General features: G+C 69.6%; 20 protein-coding genes. 15 read left to right on the forward strand and 5 right to left on the reverse strand.

The genetic code is table 11. From position 1 onward, the window contains the following. Positions 1-84: 84 nt before the first annotated feature. Together aspS and VHB92_RS05715 are read right to left on the reverse strand one after the other, a co-directional pair. Positions 85-1,452 (reverse strand): aspartate--tRNA(Asn) ligase, encoded by a 1,368-nt coding sequence (gene aspS / locus VHB92_RS05710; protein WP_325452293.1) that lies wholly within the window; start codon positions 1,450-1,452, stop codon positions 85-87. Positions 1,453-1,576: 124 nt separating this feature from the next. Continuing rightward, the gene (locus VHB92_RS05715; RefSeq protein ID WP_325452295.1) at positions 1,577-1,975 is read right to left on the reverse strand and encodes an MmcQ/YjbR family DNA-binding protein; all 399 of its coding nucleotides are present in this window, start codon (positions 1,973-1,975) and stop codon (positions 1,577-1,579) included. A 116-nt stretch (positions 1,976-2,091) separates the two neighbouring features. On the opposite strand from VHB92_RS05715, the gene VHB92_RS05720 reads away from it, so the two are divergent. The 5 genes from VHB92_RS05720 to ccsB are packed head-to-tail and all read left to right on the forward strand — an operon-like array spanning position 2,092 to position 7,162. Then, positions 2,092-2,757: a histidine phosphatase family protein gene (locus VHB92_RS05720; protein ID WP_325452297.1), complete on the forward strand. Its 666-nt coding sequence runs from the start codon at positions 2,092-2,094 to the stop codon at positions 2,755-2,757. After that, complete coding sequence (locus tag VHB92_RS05725; RefSeq protein WP_325452299.1) at positions 2,754-3,371, forward strand: TlpA disulfide reductase family protein; 618 nt, start codon at positions 2,754-2,756, stop codon at positions 3,369-3,371. Before VHB92_RS05720 ends, VHB92_RS05725 begins: the two co-directional genes overlap by 4 nt. A gap of 30 nt (positions 3,372-3,401) precedes the next feature. Further along, a complete protein-coding gene (locus VHB92_RS05730) occupies positions 3,402-4,208 on the forward strand; it encodes a cytochrome c biogenesis CcdA family protein (protein ID WP_325452301.1) in 807 nt (268 codons plus the stop codon). Further along, positions 4,192-6,030, forward strand: coding sequence for a cytochrome c biogenesis protein ResB (gene resB / locus VHB92_RS05735; protein WP_325452303.1), 1,839 nt, complete (start codon positions 4,192-4,194; stop codon positions 6,028-6,030). The genes VHB92_RS05730 and resB overlap by 17 nt, the downstream gene beginning before the upstream one ends. A gap of 13 nt (positions 6,031-6,043) precedes the next feature. Further along, positions 6,044-7,162, forward strand: coding sequence for a c-type cytochrome biogenesis protein CcsB (ccsB, locus tag VHB92_RS05740; RefSeq protein ID WP_325452305.1), 1,119 nt, complete (start codon positions 6,044-6,046; stop codon positions 7,160-7,162). Positions 7,163-7,216: 54 nt separating this feature from the next. Here ccsB and VHB92_RS05745 read toward each other — a convergent pair whose 3' ends face one another. Further along, a complete protein-coding gene (locus tag VHB92_RS05745; protein WP_325452307.1) occupies positions 7,217-8,239 on the reverse strand; it encodes an o-succinylbenzoate synthase in 1,023 nt (340 codons plus the stop codon). 179 nt (positions 8,240-8,418) lie between these two features. Between VHB92_RS05745 and VHB92_RS05750 the strand changes: the two genes are divergently transcribed. The 4 genes from VHB92_RS05750 to VHB92_RS05765 all read left to right on the forward strand — a co-directional run bounded on the left by VHB92_RS05750 (position 8,419) and on the right by VHB92_RS05765 (position 13,255). Then, positions 8,419-9,705 (forward strand): amidohydrolase, encoded by a 1,287-nt coding sequence (locus VHB92_RS05750; RefSeq protein WP_325452309.1) that lies wholly within the window; start codon positions 8,419-8,421, stop codon positions 9,703-9,705. After that, entirely contained in the window at positions 9,702-10,697 is a 996-nt protein-coding gene (locus VHB92_RS05755) for a 1,4-dihydroxy-2-naphthoyl-CoA synthase (RefSeq protein ID WP_325452311.1), read from the forward strand. The genes VHB92_RS05750 and VHB92_RS05755 overlap by 4 nt, the downstream gene beginning before the upstream one ends. Before the next feature lie 173 nt (positions 10,698-10,870). After that, positions 10,871-12,106, forward strand: coding sequence for an AMP-binding protein (locus VHB92_RS05760; protein WP_325452313.1), 1,236 nt, complete (start codon positions 10,871-10,873; stop codon positions 12,104-12,106). A gap of 177 nt (positions 12,107-12,283) precedes the next feature. Further along, the gene (locus VHB92_RS05765) at positions 12,284-13,255 is read left to right on the forward strand and encodes a 1,4-dihydroxy-2-naphthoate polyprenyltransferase (protein ID WP_325452315.1); all 972 of its coding nucleotides are present in this window, start codon (positions 12,284-12,286) and stop codon (positions 13,253-13,255) included. A gap of 34 nt (positions 13,256-13,289) precedes the next feature. Here the strand turns inward: VHB92_RS05765 and VHB92_RS05770 are convergent, their stop codons facing one another. Then, complete coding sequence (locus tag VHB92_RS05770) at positions 13,290-13,589, reverse strand: DUF4229 domain-containing protein (protein WP_325452317.1); 300 nt, start codon at positions 13,587-13,589, stop codon at positions 13,290-13,292. 144 nt (positions 13,590-13,733) lie between these two features. Between VHB92_RS05770 and VHB92_RS05775 the strand changes: the two genes are divergently transcribed. Continuing rightward, positions 13,734-14,096 (forward strand): PLD nuclease N-terminal domain-containing protein, encoded by a 363-nt coding sequence (locus tag VHB92_RS05775; protein WP_325452319.1) that lies wholly within the window; start codon positions 13,734-13,736, stop codon positions 14,094-14,096. Further along, positions 14,089-15,885 carry a 2-succinyl-5-enolpyruvyl-6-hydroxy-3-cyclohexene-1-carboxylic-acid synthase gene (gene menD, locus VHB92_RS05780; RefSeq protein ID WP_325452321.1) on the forward strand — a complete coding sequence of 599 codons (1,797 nt, stop codon included), beginning with the start codon at positions 14,089-14,091 and terminating at the stop codon, positions 15,883-15,885. Before VHB92_RS05775 ends, menD begins: the two co-directional genes overlap by 8 nt. 64 nt (positions 15,886-15,949) lie before the next feature. Here menD and VHB92_RS05785 read toward each other — a convergent pair whose 3' ends face one another. Beyond that, a complete protein-coding gene (locus tag VHB92_RS05785; protein ID WP_325452323.1) occupies positions 15,950-17,197 on the reverse strand; it encodes a chorismate-binding protein in 1,248 nt (415 codons plus the stop codon). Between the two features lie 362 nt (positions 17,198-17,559). On the opposite strand from VHB92_RS05785, the gene VHB92_RS05790 reads away from it, so the two are divergent. The 4 genes from VHB92_RS05790 (at position 17,560) to VHB92_RS05805 (ending at position 21,560) form a co-directional block, all read left to right on the forward strand. Further along, on the forward strand, positions 17,560-18,327 hold the full coding sequence (locus VHB92_RS05790) for a demethylmenaquinone methyltransferase (protein ID WP_325452325.1): 768 nt from the start codon (positions 17,560-17,562) through the stop codon (positions 18,325-18,327). Continuing rightward, positions 18,327-19,388 (forward strand): polyprenyl synthetase family protein, encoded by a 1,062-nt coding sequence (locus VHB92_RS05795; protein ID WP_325452327.1) that lies wholly within the window; start codon positions 18,327-18,329, stop codon positions 19,386-19,388. The genes VHB92_RS05790 and VHB92_RS05795 overlap by 1 nt, the downstream gene beginning before the upstream one ends. 87 nt (positions 19,389-19,475) lie before the next feature. Beyond that, the gene (locus VHB92_RS05800; protein ID WP_325452329.1) at positions 19,476-20,849 is read left to right on the forward strand and encodes an FAD-dependent oxidoreductase; all 1,374 of its coding nucleotides are present in this window, start codon (positions 19,476-19,478) and stop codon (positions 20,847-20,849) included. Positions 20,850-20,963: 114 nt separating this feature from the next. After that, complete coding sequence (locus VHB92_RS05805) at positions 20,964-21,560, forward strand: SipW-dependent-type signal peptide-containing protein (protein WP_325452438.1); 597 nt, start codon at positions 20,964-20,966, stop codon at positions 21,558-21,560. Positions 21,561-21,618: the final 58 nt, after the last annotated feature.

A 21,618-nucleotide genomic window follows, 5' to 3' on the forward strand; every position in this document is an offset into this window, starting at 1 on the left:
TGTCGAAACCGGGCTGAGGTACACGGGTTTCGACATGCTCAACCCGCGGTGGTTTGGGCTCAACCTGCGGTGGCGCGGCGGCGCCTACGGCGTCAGGCGCGTCGGCCCACGGAACAGGTACGTCGTCTCGCGGATCGACTGCTCACCCAGCAGCAGCATGAGCACGCGCGCGAGGCCCATGCCGAAACCGCCGTGCGGCGGGATGCCGTAGCGGAAGAAGTCGAGGTAGGACTCGAGCCCTGCCAGGTCGAGTCCCTTCTGCACGGCCTGGGCCTCGAGCACGTCGATGCGGTGCTCGCGCTGAGCGCCCGTCGTGATCTCCACGCCGTTGTAGATGAGGTCGTAGCTCTTCGTGAGCCCGGTCTGCTCGTCGACCATGTGGTAGAACGGTCGGATCGCGAGCGGGTAGTCGGTGAGGAACACGAAGTCGTGTCCGTACTCCTCCTTGACGTAGGCGGAGATCTGGCGCTCGCCCTCGGGGTCGAGGTCGCCGTCGGTGCGCGGCACGGTGTATCCGCGTTCCTTCACGATCTCCAGCGCCTCGGCGAGTGGGATGCGCGGGAACGGCACGGAGGGGATCCCGACGTCGATGCCGAACGCGGCGCGGATCTCGTCGCCGTGCTTCTCCTTGACGGCGGTGAAGCCGGCGACGAGCAGCTGCTCCTGCATGGCTATGACGTCGTCGTGCGACTCGATCCAGCTCATCTCGGCATCCACGGTGGTGAACTCCGTCGCGTGCCGGGAGGTGAACGACGGGTCGGCGCGGAACACCGGCGTGATGGCGAACACCTTGCCGAACCCGGCCGCCTGTGCCATCTGCTTGAAGTGCTGCGGGCTCTGCGCCAGGTATCCGATGCCGAGGTCGAAGTACTCGAGCTGGAAGAGCTCGGCACGCGACTCGGCAGGCGTGGCCATGAACGAGGGCGTGTGCACCTCGACGAACCCGTTGTCGATCCACCACGTGCGCCAGGCGTGCTCGAGCGTGGTCTGGATGCGGAAGATCAGGTTGTTCTTCGGCTGCCGCAGGTCGAGGAAGCGCCAGTCCAGCCGCTTGTCGAGGCTCGAGTCGGCCGCGATCGGCATCTCCGGGTTCGCGTACGTCTCGACCTTCAGGGAGTCGATCTTCACCTCGATGCCGCCGAGCTTGACCCGCTCGTCGTGCTTCAGCTCGCCGGTGACCGTGATGAACGAGCCGAGCGTGAGCGACGAGATCGTCTCCGCCACATCATCCGTCACGCTCACGCCGACGGGCACGTCACCGGATGCCTCGACCACCTCGGCGACGGGCGCCGCGGACCGAGGGTGCACGAGCTGCACGTCTCCGGATTCGTCGCGAAGGATGACGAACTGCACCTTCTTCTGATCCCGCACGGTTTCGACCCATCCGGAGACGCTGACGGGACCGTCTTCACGAGCGGAGAGGTTCTTGACGAGTACGCGGGAAGTCACCATGCGAGTTTAGAGGAGCCGATCGCCCGTTGAGTCTTCGGGCGAGACCTCGGCAGTATCGAGCCGATTCAGTCCTGGAGCGGCGAACCACGATGCACATGATCGCGGCTCCGACCGACGAGCGCGGTCAGTCGGGATGCTCCTGCAGCCACGCGCTGACGAGCCGCTGCGGGGCGACGGAGATCCAGGCATCCGCCACGATCTCACCGAGCACCCGATGAGACACGTTGTCGAGCCAGACCAGCACCGCCGGGTACCCGTTGAAGTGCGATGTCGTGAAGAAGACGGTCGGGTCGTCGTTCACCAGCGCGAACTTCGTGGGCTCGTCGTCGACCCTGGCGCCGAGCACCGCGCCCGGCTGGGCATCGAGCCCGAGCTCTTCGAGGTCTTTGTCGCGCAACGGGCGTTCCCACACGAACGTCTTGCCGTGCACCCGCCACGACGGGTTGCCGCGGCTGATGGTTTCTTCAGCATCGGGCATCGAGAGCGCAGCGGTGCGAACGTGGTTCCAGGTCAACTCAGGCATGCTCGCCTCCTCACGTCATGGTGGCCGCGTTCGCCTCGGGGGCACAACCCGTTGCCGGCATCCGAGACCGCCTGCGCTCAGCGAATTCACTGAACCCGCCTCCGTACACTGGCTGTGTGGCGGCTTCCCAGGTGCATCTCGTGCGGCATGGCGAGGTGCACAATCCCGACGGCATCCTGTACGGCAGGATGTCGGGCTTCCACCTCTCCGAGCTGGGCAGGGCGATGGCGCAGACCGCGGCGGACGACCTCGTCGCGCGCGACCGGCCGGTGATGGCCGTGATCGCCTCGCCTCTGCAGCGCACCCAGGAATCGGCCGCCCCGATCTCCTCGGCATACGGCCTCAGCACCGAGACCGACGCCCGACTCATCGAGGGCGCCAACCATTTCGAGGGCACCGTGATGTCGCACGCGCTGCGCAACCCGCTGAACTGGCCGTGGCTGATCAACCCGCTGCGGCCCAGCTGGGGCGAGTCCTACCGCTCGATCGAGACGAGGATGCTCGCGGCCATCCACGCGGCGTTCGACCGCGCCGAGTCCGCCGCCTCGAGCGAGCGCCCCGACCGCGGCGCCGACATCGTGCTCGTCGGCCATCAGCTTCCGATCTGGATCGCTCACCTCGCCGTCGCGGGGGAACGGTTCATGCACGACCCGCGCGAGCGCCGCTGCTCGCTCTCCAGCATCACGTCGTTCGAGCGTCGCGACGGACAGCTGGTCGAGGTTGCCTACTCCGACCCGGCATCCGCGCTCGCCGCCGACTCCACCGACGTGGGGGCAGTGTGAGACTCGCAGCCACCCGACCCGGCAGGCGCCGGGTGCTCGCCGTCGTCACGGCCGCACTCGCGGTGGGCGCCCTGCTCGCCGGCTGCAGCAACGACGAGCTCGCCAAGCAGTACACATCGGGCGAAGACAAGAACTACATCGCAGGCAGCGGCGTCACCGAGCTCAAGCCGGCCGACCGGGGCAAGCCGATCGACTTCTCCGGCACCACCGAAGACGGCTCGACGTTCTCCTCCGTTTCCGCTCGCGGTGACGTGCTGGTCGTGAACTTCTGGTACGCGGGATGCCCGCCATGCCGCGCGGAGGCATCCGACCTCACGCAGATCGCCGGCCAGTACGCCTCGAAGGGTGTGCGGTTCATCGGTGTCAACACGCGTGACGACGCGGCGACCGCGAAGTCGTTCGACAGCACGTTCAAGGTGTCCTATCCCTCGATCCTCGACGTCGACGGCGGCGTCGTGCAGCTGGCGTTCAGCGGATCCATGCGTCCGAACGCCACCCCCACCACGTTCGTGATCGACAAGCAGGGACGCATCGCCGCTCGCATCGCAGGCGACGTCGCCGCCCAGCCGTCCACCCTGACCACGCTCATCGACTCCGCCCTCGAGGGCAAGTGACGATGCGAGCAGGCGAATGACGGGCGGGCGATGAACGGCATCGAGAACTTCGTGCTGTCGGCACCGCTGCTGCTGACCGTGCCCGTCGCGCTGCTCGCCGGGCTCATCTCGTTCGCGTCGCCGTGCATCCTGCCGCTCGTTCCCGGCTATCTGGCCTACATCGGCGGCTTCACGGGCGACACCGCTTCGGCGGCTGCCGCCGCAGGTGCCGCGCCTGCTCGGGTCAAGGGCACGCGCTCGACGGCGGCGGAACGTGCCGGGCGCAACCGCCTGGTGCTCGGTGTCGCATTGTTCGTGCTCGGGTTCGCCGCCGTGTTCGTGCTGACCGGTTTCGTGTTCGGGGCGCTCGGCTTCTGGATGATCCAGTGGCGGGATCTCATCACGCGCATCGCCGGCGTCATCCTCATCGGGCTCGGCCTCGTGTTCGTGGGCCAGTTCACGTTCCTGCAGCGCACGTTCAAGCCGCAGTGGCGTCCGTTTACGGGTCTGGCCGGCGCCCCGCTGCTCGGCGTCATCTTCGCCATCGGCTGGAGCCCGTGCACCGGACCAACGCTCGCGGCCATCACCACCATGAGCTACTCGGGCGGATCCGCGTGGCAGGGAGCGGTCCTCGCCCTGTTCTACGCGCTCGGCCTGGGCGTGCCGTTCGTGCTCATCGCGCTCGGCCTGGGCTGGGCGTCGGGCGCCGTCGCGTTCCTGCGCAGGCACATCCGCCTCATCAACGTCGTGGGCGGGGCGCTGCTCATCGCCATCGGCATCCTCATGGTCTCCGGTCTCTGGAACCAGTGGGTTATCGCGCTGGCGGGGGTGATCCCGAGCTTTGGAACAGCACTCTGAACCGCGCGGGGCAGGCACCGAGACGCTGCAGGGCGCCGACCCCGCCGTCGCATCCGCCGGCGACGCCTCCCGCGAGCAGGGCTCAACGGGCCGCCGCGGCGGACCTTCGGGAAAGCCGGCCGGGAAGCCGGCAGGTTTTCCCGCCGGGAAGAAGGAGCAGGCGCGGCGCGACAGCCGGCCCTCCGGTCACGTCGACGGCACGGATGCCGACGAGCTGACCCAGCCAAGGCTCGGCCTCGTGGGCTGGCTGCGCTGGATGTGGCGCCAGCTCACCAGCATGCGCACAGCGCTGTTCCTCCTCCTGCTGCTGGCCGTCGCGGCCGTGCCAGGGTCTCTCGTGCCGCAGCACACCTCCGACCCCAACGGGGTCGTGCAGTACAAGCTCGACCACCCCGTGCTGTACCCGATCCTGGACAAGCTCCAGGTGTTCGACACATACACGTCGGTGTGGTTCTCGGCCATCTACCTGCTGTTGTTCGTCTCGCTCGTGGGCTGCGTCATCCCGCGCATCAAGCATCACGTGGACTCCCTGCGCGCCAAGCCGCCGCGCACGCCGGCGCGGCTGCAGCGCATGGCCGGCTACCGGGTGCGCGTGCTGAACGGCGTCGCATCCGATGGCAGCGCGGCGGATGCCGTAGCCGTGCGACGGGCGGCCGTGACCGCCGCACAGAAGCTGCTGAAGGCATCCGGATACCGCACGGTCGTGCTCGAGAGCGCGAGGGATGCCTCGGTGTCGGCGGAGCGCGGATACCTGCGCGAGACCGGCAACATCGTGTTCCACGCCGCCCTGGTCGGCATCCTCCTCGCCGTCGGCGTCGGCGGCGGCTTCGGATACACCGGCCAGCGGGTCGTCGTGGACGGGCAGAGCTTCGTGAACACGCTCGTCAACTACGACTCGTTCAACCCGGGCCGGTTCGTGAACACGAGCGCGCTCGCGCCCTACTCGCTCACGCTCACCGGCCTCGACGTCAAGTACGTGACCGACAACAAGAACGCGCTCGGCGCTCCCGCGGACTACACGGCACATGTCGTCGCGACGCAGGACGGCAAGTCGGCCGACAAGACGATCAAGGTCAACGCCCCGCTCGGCATCGGCGGCACGAACGTCTACCTGCTGGGCAACGGATACGCCCCGGTCGTCACCGTGCGCGACCCGAGCGGCAAAGAGGTGTTCCACGACGCCATCCCGTTCCCGCAGCAGTTCCAGAACATGGCGTCTCAGGGTGTGGTGAAGGTTCCGGACGGGCTGAAGAAGCAGCTCGGCATGATCGGGCTGTTCTACCCGACGGCGACGAAGCTCGCCACGGGCGCGCTCGCGTCGTCATACCCCGACACGCGCAACCCCATGCTCGACCTCTCGGTGTACCAGGGGAACCTCGGGCTCGACAAAGGCACTCCGGTGTCGGTGTACGCGCTCGACATCGACAAGATGACGGAGATCGCGGGCCCGAACGCCAAGACGAAGGGCCTCCAGCTCAAGCCGGGTCAGACGGCGACGCTGCCGAACGGCCTGGGCAGCGTCACGTTCGACGGCGTGAAGCGGTTCGCGAGCCTCGACATCCATCACGACCCCACCCAGTTGTGGGTCCTCCTGTTCGCCGTGCTCGTGCTGGGCGGTCTGCTGACGTCGTTGTTCGTACCGCGACGGCGTCTGTGGGTGAAGGCCATCACACAGGCGGACGGGTCATTGCGCCTGGAGTACGCGGGTCTCGCCAGAGGCGAGGATCCGCGGCTCGACGACGCGGTGGCATCCATCGCAGACCGGCACATCGCCCAGTTGACCGGGCGTTCCACCGGTTCCGCGGATCAGCAGACGACGTAGGATTCATCACATCGTGCTCGACACCTTCTCGCAGATCTTCATTTACGTGGCCATGGGCCTCTACGCTGCCGCCTTCGTGGCGTTCGCACTCGATCTCGCACGGCGCAGCGCGCGAGCCACCATCCCGGCGGCCGTGCCGAGCGCAGTGTCCAGGCGAGCGGCGACCACGGAGGACGTCGTCTTCGTCGAGGCGGGTGCGGCGAAAGCGGATGCCACCGCCTCGGCGACCGCGTCCGTCGCCGTTGGCAGCGCGGCCGGCACATCGGGTGCATCGGTTTCCGGCGTCGCGACCGCCGACCGCCCGGCCGAAAAGGGTTCGCTGTCGCGGCTGAGCTCGCGCATCGAGGACGACGTGCACGGCGGCCGCGTCACGTCGAAGAGCCTGCGCGTGGCCATGGTGCTCACGATCGTGGGCTGGACGTTCCACCTGTTCGCCGACATCCTCCGCGGTGTCGCCGCAGGCCGGGTGCCCTGGGCCAACATGTGGGAGTTCTCGATGACGGGCACGCTCGTCATCGTCGGCATCTTCCTGCTGGCCAACCTGCGGTTCGACGTGCGCTACCTGGGCACGTTCGTGATGGGGCTCGTGTGCATCCTGCTCATGATCGCCACCACGAAGTACTACGTGCCGGTCGTACCGCTGCCGCCCGCGCTGCAGTCGTACTGGCTGGTCATCCACATCCTGGTGGCGATCCTCGGCACGGCGTTCTTCGCTCTCGGGTTCGCGCTGTCGGCGGCCCAGCTGGCGCAGGTGCGCCGCGAGCATCAGGTGGCCGCGAACAAGCCGACCCAGTTCCGCTTCCTCGCCACCCTGCCGAAGTCGGACACGCTGGAGAACCTGGCCTACCGCATCAACATCGTCGGCTTCATCTGCTGGACGTTCACGCTCATCGCCGGCGCGATCTGGGCCGAGAAGGCGTGGGGCCGCTACTGGGGCTGGGACACCAAAGAGGTCTGGACGTTCATCATCTGGGTCATCTATGCCGGGTACATCCACGCCCGCGCGACGCGCGGCTGGCGTGGGAGCCGCTCGGCCTGGCTGGCGATCATCGGCTTCAGCGCCGTCATGTTCAACTTCGGCGTCGTGAACGTGTTCTTCCACGGACTCCACTCGTACAGCGGCCTGTCGTAGACCGCGCCTGCGCCGGTGATTACCCGTCGCATGTCGCTGCGTAGCGGTTTCCGCTCAGCGGACCCGTGCCTGCAGCCGGGCGTAGCAGCGCTCGACGCGCGCCAGCCACCAGTCGCGCCGGTCGGCATCCGCTGCGTGCTCGGTCAGCAGAGACTCGTTCACGTCGACACGACGCACGGGGATCTCGCCGTCGACCGGCGCGAGCGGCTCGCGCGTGACATCCGCCGCGAGCAGCGCGGCCGTGCCCAGACCGCAGTCGAAGTCGAGGCGGGGAACGGATGCCGCGAGCATCGCGCCCATCGCCAGCCCGACCGACGTGTCGATCGCGCTGGACACCACGACGGGAAGCCCGGCCAGCCGGATGATCTCGAGCGCGGCGCGGATGCCGCCGAGCGGCTGCGCCTTCACGATGAGCACGTCGGCGGCCCCGGCCCTCGCGACCGCCAGCGGATCTGACGACTTGCGCACGCTCTCGTCCGCCGCGATCGGGATGCCCATGTACTTGACGCGTCGCCGCACCTCGGCGAGCTCCTCGACTGTCGGGCACGGCTGCTCGACGTATTCCAGGTCGTAGGGCGCGAGGGCGTGGATGGCGTGCTCGGCCTCGTCCACGTTCCACAGCGTGTTGGCGTCGACGCGGATGCGCCCTTCCGGGCCCAGCACATCGCGCACGGCCGCCACCCGCGCGACGTCGTCCGCGAGTCGCTGCCCGGCTTCCGCGACCTTCACCTTGGCCGTGCGACACCCGGGGAACCGTTCCAGCACGGCCGCTACGTCATCCGCCGGAACGGCGGGAACCGTCGCGTTCACGCCGATCGTGGAGCGCACCACCTCGGGGTCCTCGCCCCAGCCGAAGTCGATGGCGGCCGCGAGCCAGGCGGACGCCTCATCGTCGCCGTACTCGACGAACGGCGAGAACTCCGTCCATCCGCGCGGCCCGCGCGTGAGGAGCGCCTCGCGCACGGTGATGCCGCGGAACTTCGTGACCATCGGCAGGGCGACGACGCGGGCATCCGCGAGCACGTCCTCCAGCGGCGGAAGGTCGGCGGCGGGCAGCGCTGCGAAGTGGGCCGGCATCCATCCAGTCTGGCACCGCGGCGGCAGGCGGTGCCCGTTCGCTGGCGCGTCTCGGCGCCGCTGTGTGAGGCTGGAGCTTCGCGTGTTTTCACGACGCACCGCACCGACGCATCGCACGACGCACCGCACCGACGCGTCGCACGGCGCATCGCACCGCGCGCCCGACCGAGGAGGAACCGATGGTGTTGGATCTGGAGTCGCTGTACACGGACCTGCACCGGCATCCGGAGCTGTCGTATCAGGAGCATCGAACGGCCCAGATCGCGGCGGACGGTCTGCGCGAGCGCGCCATCGAGGTGATCGACGGCGTCGGGCGCACCGGCGTGGTCGGGGTGCTGAAGAACGGCGACGGACCCGTCGTGCTGCTGCGCGCAGACATGGACGCCCTTCCCGTGCTGGAGGAGACCGGGCTCGAGTATGCGAGCACAGAGCGCGGCATCGACCTGGACGGCGTCGACGTTCCCGTGATGCACGCGTGCGGGCACGACGTGCACGTCACGTGCCTGCTCGGGGCGGCCGACGCGTTGTCCGCGACCAGGGAGGAATGGCGCGGCACCGTCGTGTTCCTGTTCCAGCCCGCAGAGGAGCTGGGGTCGGGCGCTCTGGAGATGATCGCCGACGGCCTCTACGAACGGGTGCCGAGGCCGGATGTCGTGCTCGGCCAGCACGTGGCACCCGCCCCTGCCGGCACGCTCGGCGCGCACGCGGGACCGGCGTTCGCCGCCACCGACGACGTGCTCGTGACGCTGCACGGAGAGGGCGGCCACGGGTCCCGGCCGGAGTCCACCGTCGACCCGGTCGTGATGGCGGCGGCCACGGTCATGCGCCTGCAGACCATCGTCTCCCGCGAGGTGGCAGGAGGCGAGACGGCGGTGGTCACGGTCGGCACCATGCACGCGGGCACGAAGATCAACATCATCCCGCACGAGGCGACGCTCGGCATCAACATCCGCACGTACGACAGCGCCGTGCGAGACAGGGTGGTGGCGGCGATCGACCGCATCGCGCGGGCCGAAGCCGCGGCATCCGGAGCCGAGCGCGAGCCGGAGGTCGAGGTGACGGACTCCTTCCCCGTGCTCTACAACGACGAGGCGGCGACGGAGCGCACCATGGGCGCATTCCGCTCGGCGTTCGGGCCCGAACGCGTGCTCGACCCCGGCAGGGTGACCGGGAGCGAGGATGTCGGAGCGCTTGCCACCGCGGCAGGGGCACCGATCGTGTACTGGCTGCTGGGCGGGCTGGATCCGGCGCTCTTCCGCAACGCCGTCGCCAACGGGACGACGGATGCCGGCATCCCGTCCAACCATTCGCCGCACTTCGCGCCGCTCATCCATCCCACCCTGGAGACGGGTGTGCAGGCGCTCGTGGTGGCGGCCAGGGAATGGCTGGCCCGGAGTGGAGAGCCCAGCGCGGAGAGCGCCGACGGACCGGCGCAGACGCGCCTCGTCCCTAGGCTGGACGCATGAGCCAGCAGGTATCGGAGCTGTTCGACGCGGACGAGTGGGTGCAGGCGCCGGCGGGCGAGGCGTTCACCGACATCACGTACCACCTCTCGCACGACGGCCGCATCGCGCGCGTCGCGTTCGACCGTCCCGAGGTGCGGAACGCGTTCCGGCCGCACACGGTCGACGAGCTGTACACCGCGCTCGATGACGCGAGGCAGAACCCGCGCGTGGGCGTCGTGCTGCTCACCGGCAACGGACCGAGCCCGAAGGACGGCGGCTGGGCCTTCTGCTCCGGCGGCGACCAGCGCATCAGGGGCCGCGACGGATACAAGTACAGCGACTCGGACACCTCCATCGTCGACTCTGATCGCAGCATGGAACCGGCGTCCGAGACGGACGCCGGCGCTGGCGTCGCGGCGGAGGCCGGAAATGGCCTCCGCTCCAAGCTCCAGCGCGCCGTCGGGCGCCTGCACATCCTGGAGGTGCAGCGGCTCATCCGCTTCATGCCGAAGGTCGTCATCGCCGTCGTGCCCGGCTGGGCCGCGGGCGGCGGCCATTCGCTGCACGCCGTCTGCGACCTCACCATCGCCAGCGCGGAGCACGGCAGGTTCAAGCAGACGGATGCCGACGTCGGCTCGTTCGACGCCGGCTACGGCAGCGCCTACTACGCCAGGCAGATCGGGCAGAAGCTCGCGCGCGAGGTGTTCTTCCTCGCCCAGGAGTACTCGGCGCAACGCGCGTACGAGATGGGCGCGGTGAACGCGGTCGTACCGCACGCCGAGCTGGAGACCACGGCCATCGCGTGGGCGAGGATCGTGCTCGGCAAGTCGCCGACGAGCATCCGCATGCTCAAGTTCGCGTTCAACGCCGTGGACGACGGGCTGGTCGGCCAGCAGGTGTTCGCGGGGGAGGCCACGCGTCTCGCGTACGGCACGGACGAAGCCGTGGAGGGCCGCGACGCGTTCCTCGAGAAGCGCGAGCCCGACTGGTCGCCGTTCCCCTGGCAGTTCTGATCCGCCCTGCCCTGCCCGGCCCACCCGCCTCGCCGAGACTATGGATGCGCCGCCGAGACTACGGACAGCGACCGTAGTCTCGCTGCGCCGTTCGTAGTCTCGGCTAGGCGGCCGTAGCCTCGCTGCGCCCGCTCGTAGTCTCGACCGTGACCGGATGGCCTAGCGTGGAGGGCGTGAGTCGTTCGCTGGTCGCCGTGGACGCGGGCGACCCGCAGGCCGTCCTGGCCGCACTGCGCGACGCGCTCACGGGCGACGGACCTGCCGTCCTGCCACGCCAGCACGGCAGCGCGCCGACCGGAGCGCGGAACACGGACGACACCATCGCGGGTGCAGGCGAGCGCACGCCGTCGTTCGTGCCGCGGAATGTCGCTCTCGTGGTCGAGACATCGGGCTCGACAGGGTCGCCGAAGCGGGTGGCGCTCAGTGCAGACGCGCTGCTGGCCAGCGCTGCGGCATCCGCAAGCGCCACCGGCGGCCAGGCGCCGGGGGCCGCAGGCTGGGTGCTCGCGCTGCCCGCCCACTACATCGCCGGCGTCAACGTGCTGGTGCGCTCGATCGCCGCGGGCACCGAGCCCGTCATGCTGCCGCCCGGGCACTTCGACCCCGTCGCGTTCTGCGCTGCGGCGGACGCGCTCGGCACCGACCAGCGGTTCACGTCGCTCGTGCCCGCCCAGCTCGCTCGCCTGCTCGCTGCCGCGGAGGATGCCGCAGCGCACGGCGACCGCGGGATGCTGTCGACGCTGCGCCGCTTCGACGCGCTCCTCATCGGCGGCCAGGCGCTGCAGTCCGAGCTCAGGGAGCGGGCGACGGATGCTGGCCTGCGCATCGTGCGTACCTACGGCTCCAGTGAAACCGCTGGCGGATGCGTCTACGACGGCGTGCCCATCGGCACCGTGCGAGCCAGGGAGGCGGATGGCCGGCTCGAGCTCGGCGGACCCGTTCTGGCCGAAGGGTATCTGGATGCCTCAGGCGGCATCGATCGCGGCCGGACCGACGAGGCGTTCCACGTCGACGACGCCACCAGGTGGTACCGGACGGGAGACCTCGGCTCCGTGGACGCCGACGGCCGTGTGACCGTGACGGGTCGAGCGGACAACGTCATCATCTCCGGCGGCGAGAAGGTGTCCCTCGACGCCGTCGAGCGCTCGGTGCGCGGGCTCAGCGGCTTCGGCGATGCCGTCGTCGTCGCGGCCGCGAGCGAGCAGTGGGGTCAGGTTCCCGCGGTGGCGGTCGCCGGTGTGGGTCACGGCGACCTCGCCGAGCTGCGTCGGCACGTGCGCTCCGAACTGGGCGGGGCGGCTGCCCCTGCGCACCTCGTCGTCGTCGAGGAGCTGCCGCAGCTCTCCTCGGGCAAGCCGGATCGCGTGGCCATCCGGCGCCTGGTCGCCGAGCGCATCGGCCAGGCCTGAGCCGGGCCGGCAGGCGCCGGCAGGGGCCTGCCGACACGTGTCGCGGCGCGGGCGAGTCGCGTGAGCGTGAGCGTGATCTGCCCGAGGGTAGGGCGCATCATGATCGGTCCTGCGCGCATCGCGCCCGGTCCTGGGCGCATCGGAGACGCCTCGACGGCATCGATACAATTCCCCCTTGTGAGTAGCAGCGCGCGCAGAAAGCCCAAGCCGAAGTCGAAGCGCAAGGGCGGGCATCCGGCAGGGCGGCCGGGGGCTGTCGCGCCTGCAACGTTCGGCGACTGGGTCGGCGGTGCTCGGCTTCGCACCCTGCCGCTCGCCATCGCTCCCGTGCTCGTGGGAACGGGCGCCGCCGTGGACGCCAGCAACCCTGGCGTCTTCCACTGGGTGAGGGCGTTGCTCTGTCTTGCCGTCGCGCTGTGCCTGCAGATCGGCGTCAACTACGCGAACGACTATTCGGACGGCGTCAGGGGAACGGATGCCTACCGCGTCGGCCCCAGCAGACTCACCGGCTCGGGCAAGGCCAAGCCGCGCGTCGTGCTCGCCGTCGCACTCGGGTTCTTCGCGCTCGCCGCGATCGCCGGGCTGCTGCTGGTGATCGCGTCGCAGCAGTGGTGGCTGCTCATCGTCGGCGCGGCGGCGATCGTGGCGGCCTGGTTCTACACCGGCGGCAGGCATCCGTACGGCTACTACGGGCTCGGCGAGGTGTTCGTCTTCGTCTTCTTCGGACTGGTCGCCACGGCGGGCACCATGTTCGTGCAGGTGCTGAACGTGTCGCAGGTGGCTTGGCTGGGAGCCGTTGCGGTCGGCCTGCTCGCGTGCGCGGTGCTCGTCGTGAACAACCTGCGCGACATCGACGTGGACCGTCAGGCGGGCAAGCGCACGCTCTCCGTGCTGATCGGACGCACCTGGTCGCGCGTGCTGTACACGATCTTCGTGCTCGTTCCGTTCGCCATCCTGGCTCTGATCAGCCTTCTCTACACGCTCGGATGGCTCGGCTTCTTCACCCTGATCGCCGCGCTTCCCGCGATCGTCATCACGCTGTTCGCGCGTACGCCGCGTGAACTGATCACGGCGCTCCAGCTCACGTCGATCAGCGCGCTGCTGTACGCGGCGTTCCTCGCCGCGGCGCTCGCCTGGTCACCGCTGTGACGCCGGCGATGCAGGGCCCGGAGGCTGCGGCGGCCTACTCCGCGTGCCGCTCGCGACGTTCGGCGGCATCGACCGCGGCATCCTCCACCTGATCGTCGACGGTGGGCTTCGCCTCGGTGCGCTCGCGCCTGCGGGCACCGGCCAGTTGATCGGCGACGGCCTGCCGCGGCCCGCGCAGCAGCAGGTAGGAGAGACAGAAGCCGATGGCGACGGATGCCACGGCCGACACGATCCACAGATCGGCAGGCAGCAGCAGCAACAGCACCACCAGGGGAACGGCGATGAACAGGAGCCGCAGCACGGTGTAGCTGAGCCAGGCCGGAATGCGTTTCACCGTTCAAGTGTAGGGACGCGCGCTGGAGCTTGGATCAAAAGCATCGCGAGGGCGAGGTCCGGGCGATGGCCCGCATGGTCTACTCGGCGCTACCTCACAGGGTGGGCCGGGTCGGGCGGGAGGCTCGCGGGTTAACATGTCCCCATGGTTCGCGTATGGCTCATCGTCGGAGTCATCGGTGCGCTCTTCTACATCTACTCGATCGTCGACTGCGCACTGGCGGAACGCGAACGCGTGCGGGCAGTGCCCAAGGCGGCCTGGATCCCGATCGTCATCGTGTTCGCCGTGATCGGCGGCATCCTGTGGTTCGTCATCGGACGCCCACGCCGCGGCACGGTCGCACGTCTGCGCACCGTCGCGCCTGACGACGACCCCGACTTTCTGAAGAACCTCGAACGCGAGCGCCAGCAGCAGGAGCGCATCCGCCGCCTCGAGAAGGAACTGTCCGACCTCGACGACACGCCCAAGAAGAAGTCTGGCGACTCCGACGGCCGCCGGGATGCCTGAGGCCGCCGAGCAGGCGGGGCCCGGGAGCGACGGCAACGCCCTGCCACGAACCGGCAACCCGGCGACGGATGCCGCGCTGGCGCTGCTGACGCAGCTCGTGCGACAGGGCCTGACACACCTCGTGCTGAGCCCCGGCTCGCGCTCGCAGGCGCTCGCGCTCGTGGCCGCCGAGCTGGAACGCGTCGGAGCCATCGAGCTGCACGTGCGGATCGACGAGCGCGTCGGCGGGTTCCTCGCTCTGGGCATCGCGGCCGAGACGGGGCATCCCGCCGCCATCGTCACCACGAGCGGGACGGCCACCGCCAACCTGCTGCCCGCCGTGCTCGAGGCGCATCACTCGAATCTGCCGATGCTGGTGCTGACGGCGGACCGGCCCGCCCAGCTGCGTGGCATCCGTTCCAATCAGACCACCGTGCAGGCCGGCATGTACGGCGCAGCGGTGCGCCGGGCGCTCGATGTGGCGGCCCCGACCGGCGCGGATGGCGAGGCGGATGCGTTCGCCAGGCTCGCCCGCCAGGCCTGGAGCGCGTCGCTGGACGAGACGGGGCCTGTGCACCTCAATCTCGCCTTCCGCGAGCCGCTCTCCGTCGCCGTCCCCGACCTCTCCGGATTCGCGGCCGACGTGAACGCGAGGGATGACGGTGCCGCGGAAAGCCCGAAAGCGGCGCTGGCCCACCCGGCGGCGCTCGCGCGGGAGAACGTGATCCTGTCCTCCGGACCGCGCACCGTCGTGATCGCCGGTAATGCCGCCGGTCCTGACGCCGAAGAGCTCGCCCGCGCGGCCGGGTGGCCGCTGATCGCCGAGGCGTCGAGCGGATCGCGGTACGGACCCAACCTCGTGGTGGCCTACCGTCAGCTCCTGCGCGATGCAGGGTTCGGCGGTCAGGTGCAGCGCGCGGTGGTGTTCGGGCATCCCACGCTCAGCCGCGAGGTGCCTGCGCTCCTGCAGCGCGACGACGTTGAGGTGGTCGTCGTGGCGCCCGTGGGGGAGGAGGTCTACGACCCGTCGAGGTCTGCGCGCGTGGCGGCATCCGCACGCGTCGAGGATGCCGACCCGAACGATCGCGCCGCCCGCGCGTGGGTCGGCAGGTGGGTGTTCGCCAGTCGCGCCCTGCTGGAGGAGGATGACGCGGCATCCGCCGACCACATCGCCCCCGATGTCGAGGCCGGCCGGTCGCACACCCCGGAGCAGCGGCTCGCGTTCGCCAAGGCCGAGTTCGCCGCCGTGCGCGCGCCCGTGACGAGAAGGATGCTCGTCGAGGCGCTGTGGCGGTTCACCTGGCCGCACGACAGGCTGGTGCTCGGCGCATCCCGGCTCGTGCGCGATCTCGACGGGGCGGTTCCCGGCAAGAAGATCAGGGTGCACGCCAACCGCGGTCTCGCTGGTATCGACGGGACGGTGAGCACGGCGATCGGCATGGCGCTCGCGGCGCAGCCGCAGGGAGCCGAGACGCCGACCGGTACCACGCGAGTGCTGCTCGGCGACCTCGCCATGCTGCACGATGCGGGTTCGTTGCTGTTCGGCGAAGGGGAGCGGCGGCCCACGGTGCAGGTCGTCGTCGGCAACGACGGCGGCGGAACGATCTTCGATTCGCTCGAGGTGGCGTCGACGGCTCCGGCCGAGGCCATGCGACGCGTGCTCACCACCCCGCAGCGGGTCGATCTCGCCGCGCTCGCGGGGGCATACGGGTGGAGTTATCGACTGGTGCAGACGCGCGGCGAACTCGATCAGGCGCTGTCGGCTCCGCCGGCCGGCACGAGCATCGTCGAGGTTCCGCTGCCGCGCTGAGGTTGCCGGCGGCACGCGCGATGGTGGGTGGCGAGCTTCAGCGTCGCCCTACCAAAGGCCGGAGCTACTGGAAGGCCTCGGTGATCGGCCGGAACTTCATGCTCGTCTCCGCCAACTCGCGCTCGGGAACGGAATCGCCCATGATGCCGCAGCCGGCGTACGCGGTGATGTCGCCGGAGGCGGACACCTGCGCACCGCGCAGCGCGATGGCCCACTCTCCGTCGCCGTCGGCGCCGATCCAGCCGACCGGTCCCGCGTACCGTTCACGATCGAACGGCTCGAGCTCGCGGATGAGCCGCAGCGCCACGTCGGTCGGCGTGCCCGCCACGGCGGCGGTCGGATGCAGGGCGGCCACGAGATCGAGCGAACCGGATCCGTCGCTGAGCGTGCCGGACACGTCCGTCGCCAGGTGCCACAGGTTGGGCAGCTTGAGCGGGAACGGCTCGTCGCTCGTCTCGAGCGTGGAGGTGTGCGGGGCGAGCGCACGCACCACGCTGCGCACGGCGACGGCGTGCTCCTCGCGGTCCTTGGTGCTGCGCAGAAGATCGGTCGCGGAGTCGTGGTCGGATGCCGCATCCCTGCCGCGGGCGCTCGTGCCCGCGAGCACGCGCGCGTCGAGGGTTCCGCGATGAACGCGCACCAGGGTCTCCGGGCTCGAACCGAGCATGCCGTCGACGGCATACGTCCAGCACTGCGGATAGCCCAGGGCGAGTTCGACGAGTGCGCGCCGCACGTCGGACTCCGCGGGGAGGTGCGCGCGAAGATCGCGGGCCAGCACGACCTTGTCGAGTTCGCCGCCTCGGATGCGATCCGCGGCGACGGCGACCGCCCGCTTGTATGCCTCGCGAGTGAGAGCTCCGGGCAGCATGGTGAGCCGGTACTCCGCGCCGAACGGCTGCGGGTGCGGAGCCGACGGCATGCTGGAGTCGTCGGAGTGACGGATGCGCGTGATCCAGGAGCGACCCTCGCGACGACCGATGACGACCTGCGGCACCACCAGCACACTGGTCGCGGAGCTCTCGTCGTCGAACGCGAACGTGCCGAAGGCGACCAGACCCGTGCCCGGCATTCTGACCGGATCGTTCACCGTGCACACGGATGCGAGCTGCTTCCACGCGGCGGATGCCTGAGCGATGCGGTCGGCACCGGTGAACTCGAGCCGCAGAGCCTCGCCGACGCCGGCGATCCCCTCGCCCTTGCGCAGCCAGACGAGGGGGGCGCGCGCGTCGGTGAAGGGGAGGATGTGTCTGACGTCGTCGAGTGGGGTGGTCTCGACCGTCAACGCCTGTATTCGGGTCGCGATTACGGTCACGGTTCTAGCGTACGTCTGTGCCCTGGAGGCCGCCGTCAGGTGCGCGGAACCCTGCGCTGGCACCAAGGTCGCTCACGGGCTCGCGCCGCTCTCGCCTCAATCGCCCCTATCGGGCGCTGTGCACCCTCAAGGGCTCAGTCGGGTCGGCCCCGCGAGCGAGCTCGCGGTGCTCTCCCCTCAATCGCCCCTATCGCAGCTGCGCCGCTCAAGGGCTCAATCCGGTGGCGAGGCCCGAGCGAGCTCGCGCCGCTCTCCCCTCAATCGCCCCTATCGGGCGCTGTGCACCCTCAAGGGCTCAGTCGGGTCGGCCCCGCGAGCGAGCTCGCGGTGCGCTCCCCTCAATCGCCCCTAAGCTTGATGGGGTGAGTAGGGCCGACCTGAGCAAGCAGCCGTCGGACGTCGCCGCGATGTTCGATGAAGTCTCGGTCGGCTACGACCGCACGAACGCGGTGCTGTCCGTCGGCAACGCGTCGCTCTGGCGCATCGCCACCATGCGAGCCGTCGATCCGCGTCCCGGCCAGCTCGTGCTCGATGTCGCGGCGGGTACCGGTACCTCGAGCGCATCCCTCGCCCGCTCCGGCGCGAGGGTGGTCGCCGCCGACTTCTCGCCCGGCATGATCGCGGTCGGCGAGCGCAGGCAGGCCGGCAACCCGAACATCGAGTTCGTGCAGGCCGACGCCACAGACCTGCCGTTCGGCGACGACAGCTTCGACGCCGTCACGATCTCGTTCGGACTGCGCAACATCGTCGACCCGGATGCCGCCCTGCGCGAGTTCTTCCGGGTCACGAAGCCGGGCGGCAGGGTCGTGGTCTGCGAGTTCTCGCGGCCGCCGGCATCCGTGATCCGTAGTGCCTACTACGCCTATCTGCGCTACGGCATGCCCCTCTTCGCCCGCCTCGCGTCGTCGAACCCGGCCGCCTACTCCTATCTCATGGAATCGATCAGGGACTGGCCCGACCAGCAGTCGCTCGCGCACATGATCGGTCGAGCAGGATTCGAACGCGTGCAGTACCGCAACCTCACGGCAGGCATCGTCGCGCTGCACCGCGGCTTCGTGCCCGCGAACGGCAAAGCGGTCGTTCCGCCAGGGGAGTCGCCGACCGGCCCAGCATCGAAGGGTGACCTCTAGTGCCATCGCTGCCCCTCGCCCGGCGAGGAACCACGCTGTCGAGTCAGCTGGGCTTGAGCGACCGCATCTTCGCCTCGGGCAAGGACAAGCGCTTCGCGGAACGCATCGACGCCGGACTCGAACTGGTCGAGCAGGGACTGCGCGAACAGGTCAGATACGCCGACGAGATCGCGGATGTCACGGCCCGCTACCTCCTGAACGCCGGCGGCAAGCGCGTGCGGCCGATGCTCACGCTGTTGACGGCCCAGCTCGGAGAGGGTGCCACTCCCGACGTGATCGTCGCGGCGCAGGCCGTGGAGATCACACACCTGGCGTCGCTGTACCACGACGATGTGATGGACGAGGCGCAGACCAGAAGAGGCGTGCCGAGCGCACAACACGTCTGGGGCAACTCCGTCGCGGTGCTCACCGGCGACCTGCTGTTCGCCCGCGCGAGCCAGCTCGTTGCGAGCCTGGGCGAGGGCGCCATCCGCCTGCAGTCCGACACGTTCGAGCGCCTCTGCCTCGGCCAGCTGCACGAGACCATCGGGCCGAACGAGGGCGACGATCCCGTGCAGCACTACATCGACGTGCTCGCCGACAAGACCGGCTCGCTGGTCGCCGCCGCTGCGCAGATGGGCGTCATGTTCTCCGGCGCGCCCGACGAGTACATCCGGCCCGTCATGGAGTTCGGCGAGAAGGTGGGAGTGGGCTTCCAGCTCATCGACGATGTCATCGACCTCTCCGGAAGGGGCAACGAGACCGGCAAGACACCGGGAACCGACCTGCGCGCGGGCGTCGCCACCCTGCCCGTGCTGAAGCTGCGCGAGCGTGCGGAACGGGATGCCGACGCGGCGGCGCTGCTGGAACGCCTCGACGTCGAGGTGCTCGGGGCCCCGGAGAGCAAGGACGTGAGTGACGCCGTGGCCGCGCTTCGGGAGCACGTCGTCACGCAGGAGACCATGGACGAGGCGCACCGCTGGGCCCGTGAAGCGGTGGAGGCCATCGCCCCGCTGCCGCAGGGACCGGTGAAGAGGGCTCTCACGCGCTTCGCCGATACGATCGTCGAACGGTCCAGCTGAGCCCGTTTCGGGGGAACGGATGCCGTCATGCACGCCAGCAGCGCCCTCCACGCCGACAAGCTCGACAAGCACGAAAAGGAACCCGTCATGACCAGACTCCGCCTCGCCATCGTCGGTGCCGGCCCCGCCGGTATCTACGCTGCAGACATCCTGTTGAAGGCGGAGCGCGAGTTCGACGTGTCGATCGACCTGTTCGACCAGCTGCCGGCGCCGTATGGACTCGTGCGCTACGGCGTGGCACCCGACCACCCGCGCATCAAGGGCATCATCACGGCGCTCCGCGAGGTGCTCGACCGCGGCGACATCCGCATCTTCGGCAACGTGCGCTTCGGAACCGACATCACGCTCGACGACCTCAAGCGGCACTACAACGCCGTCATCTTCGCGACGGGTGCCGTGCGCGATGCCGACCTCGACATCCCCGGTATGGAGCTCGAGGGGTCGTACGGGGCGGCCGACTTCGTCAGCTGGTACGACGGGCATCCGGACTACCCGCGCACGTGGCCGCTCGATGCGCAGTCGGTGGCCGTCATCGGTAACGGCAACGTGGCGCTGGATGTCTCGCGCATCCTGGCCAAGCATCCGGAAGACCTGCTGCCCACCGAGATCCCCGACAACGTGTACGAGGGGCTCACGGCGTCGCCGGTGACCGACGTGCACGTGTTCGGCAGGCGGGGCCCGACATCGGTGAAGTTCACGCCGCTGGAGCTGCGCGAGCTCGGCGAGCTGCGCGACGTCGACATGATCCTGTACGACGAGGACTTCGACTACGACGACCACGCGCGCGAGGTGATCGCCGGCAACAAGCAGGTGCTCGTGATCGACCGGGTGCTGCAGCAGTGGCGGCAGCGCGAGGTGGGGCAGGCATCCCGTCGTCTTCACCTGCACTTCTACGCGAGGCCGACGGAGCTCGTCGACGACGGCACCGGACGGGTGGGCGCCATCCGCTACGAGCGCACGGCTCCCGACGGGCAGGGCGGCGTGTACGGCACCGGCGAGATACGCGAGATTCCCGTGCAGGCCGTCTACCGTGCGGTCGGATACTTCGGCTCGCCGCTTCCCGGCGTGCCGTTCGACAAGCGGCACGGCGTCATCCCGAACCACGAGGGTCAGGTGCTGCACGCCAAGGACAACACGCAGATCTACGGCGTGTACGCGACGGGGTGGATCAAGCGAGGTCCGGTCGGCCTGATCGGTCACACCAAGTCGGATGCGATGGAGACCGTCTCGCACCTCATCAACGACCTCGGCAACTGGTGGACGCCCGCCGATCCGTCGGAGGAGGCGATCGTGGCGCTCCTGAACGAGCGCGGCGTCGAGTACACGAACCTCGACGGCTGGCACAACCTCGATGCCCACGAGCAGGCGCTCGGCGCGGCCCGCGGCCGTGCGCGCATCAAGGTCGTTCCTCGCGACGAGATGGTGCGCGCGTCGAACCGGCCGGCGCCCTCGTCCGACTGAATGCGCGGCCCGAACGAGGGATAGAGGCGAACACCGCCGTCTGCTTAGCTGACTGATGCCGTGAGGGGACGGCGTATTCGGGGCAAGCGGCCAGTGGGGGCGGTGTGCGTCATGATGCGTACGCGGAATCGAAAAGGGATCATTCGGGCGGTTCTGGCCGGCGGAGTCGTGCTGGGGGTGGGAGCGGCAGTCACGCTGGCCGCGTGGAACGCCTCCGACTTCGCCACCGGCGACTTCCAGGCGGGAACCTTCGCCTTCGAGGGCTCTCCCGACGGGACGAACTATGCGCTGCATGCGGCGGGTGCTCCGGCCACTCTGTCGTTCGACGCGGCCGACGATCTGTCGCCGAGCACCACGACGTACGCGCCGTACTGGCTGCGGCTCGGTGCGGGGACGACGAGCGACGCCACCGTCACGGTGAGCTCTGCCGGCACGACCGGGACTGTGGCAGGACTCACGTACGCCATGACGGAACTGGCTGCCGACGACACGTGCAACGCGGCGGCGTCGGGACAGAGTCTGATCCCCGCGGGAACGGCACTGGATTCCGTCGGCCCGACATCGCCCACCGTGTCGCTCACGCACGCGGCGTCGAGCACCGACGACGGAACCGCCGTGCAGTTGTGTCTCGCGGTGACGGCGGGAGCCGGGGTCACGCAAGGCCAGGCGGGTGGCGCCACCTGGCAGTTCGCGGCCCAATCGACGAATTGAGCCGACAGCCCGAGTCGACGAGCTGAGAAACGTGGCCTCGAGGCCATCGCGACCGGCC

The organism is Humibacter sp. (assembly GCF_035547335.1).
GTDB lineage: Bacteria > Actinomycetota > Actinomycetes > Actinomycetales > Microbacteriaceae > Humibacter.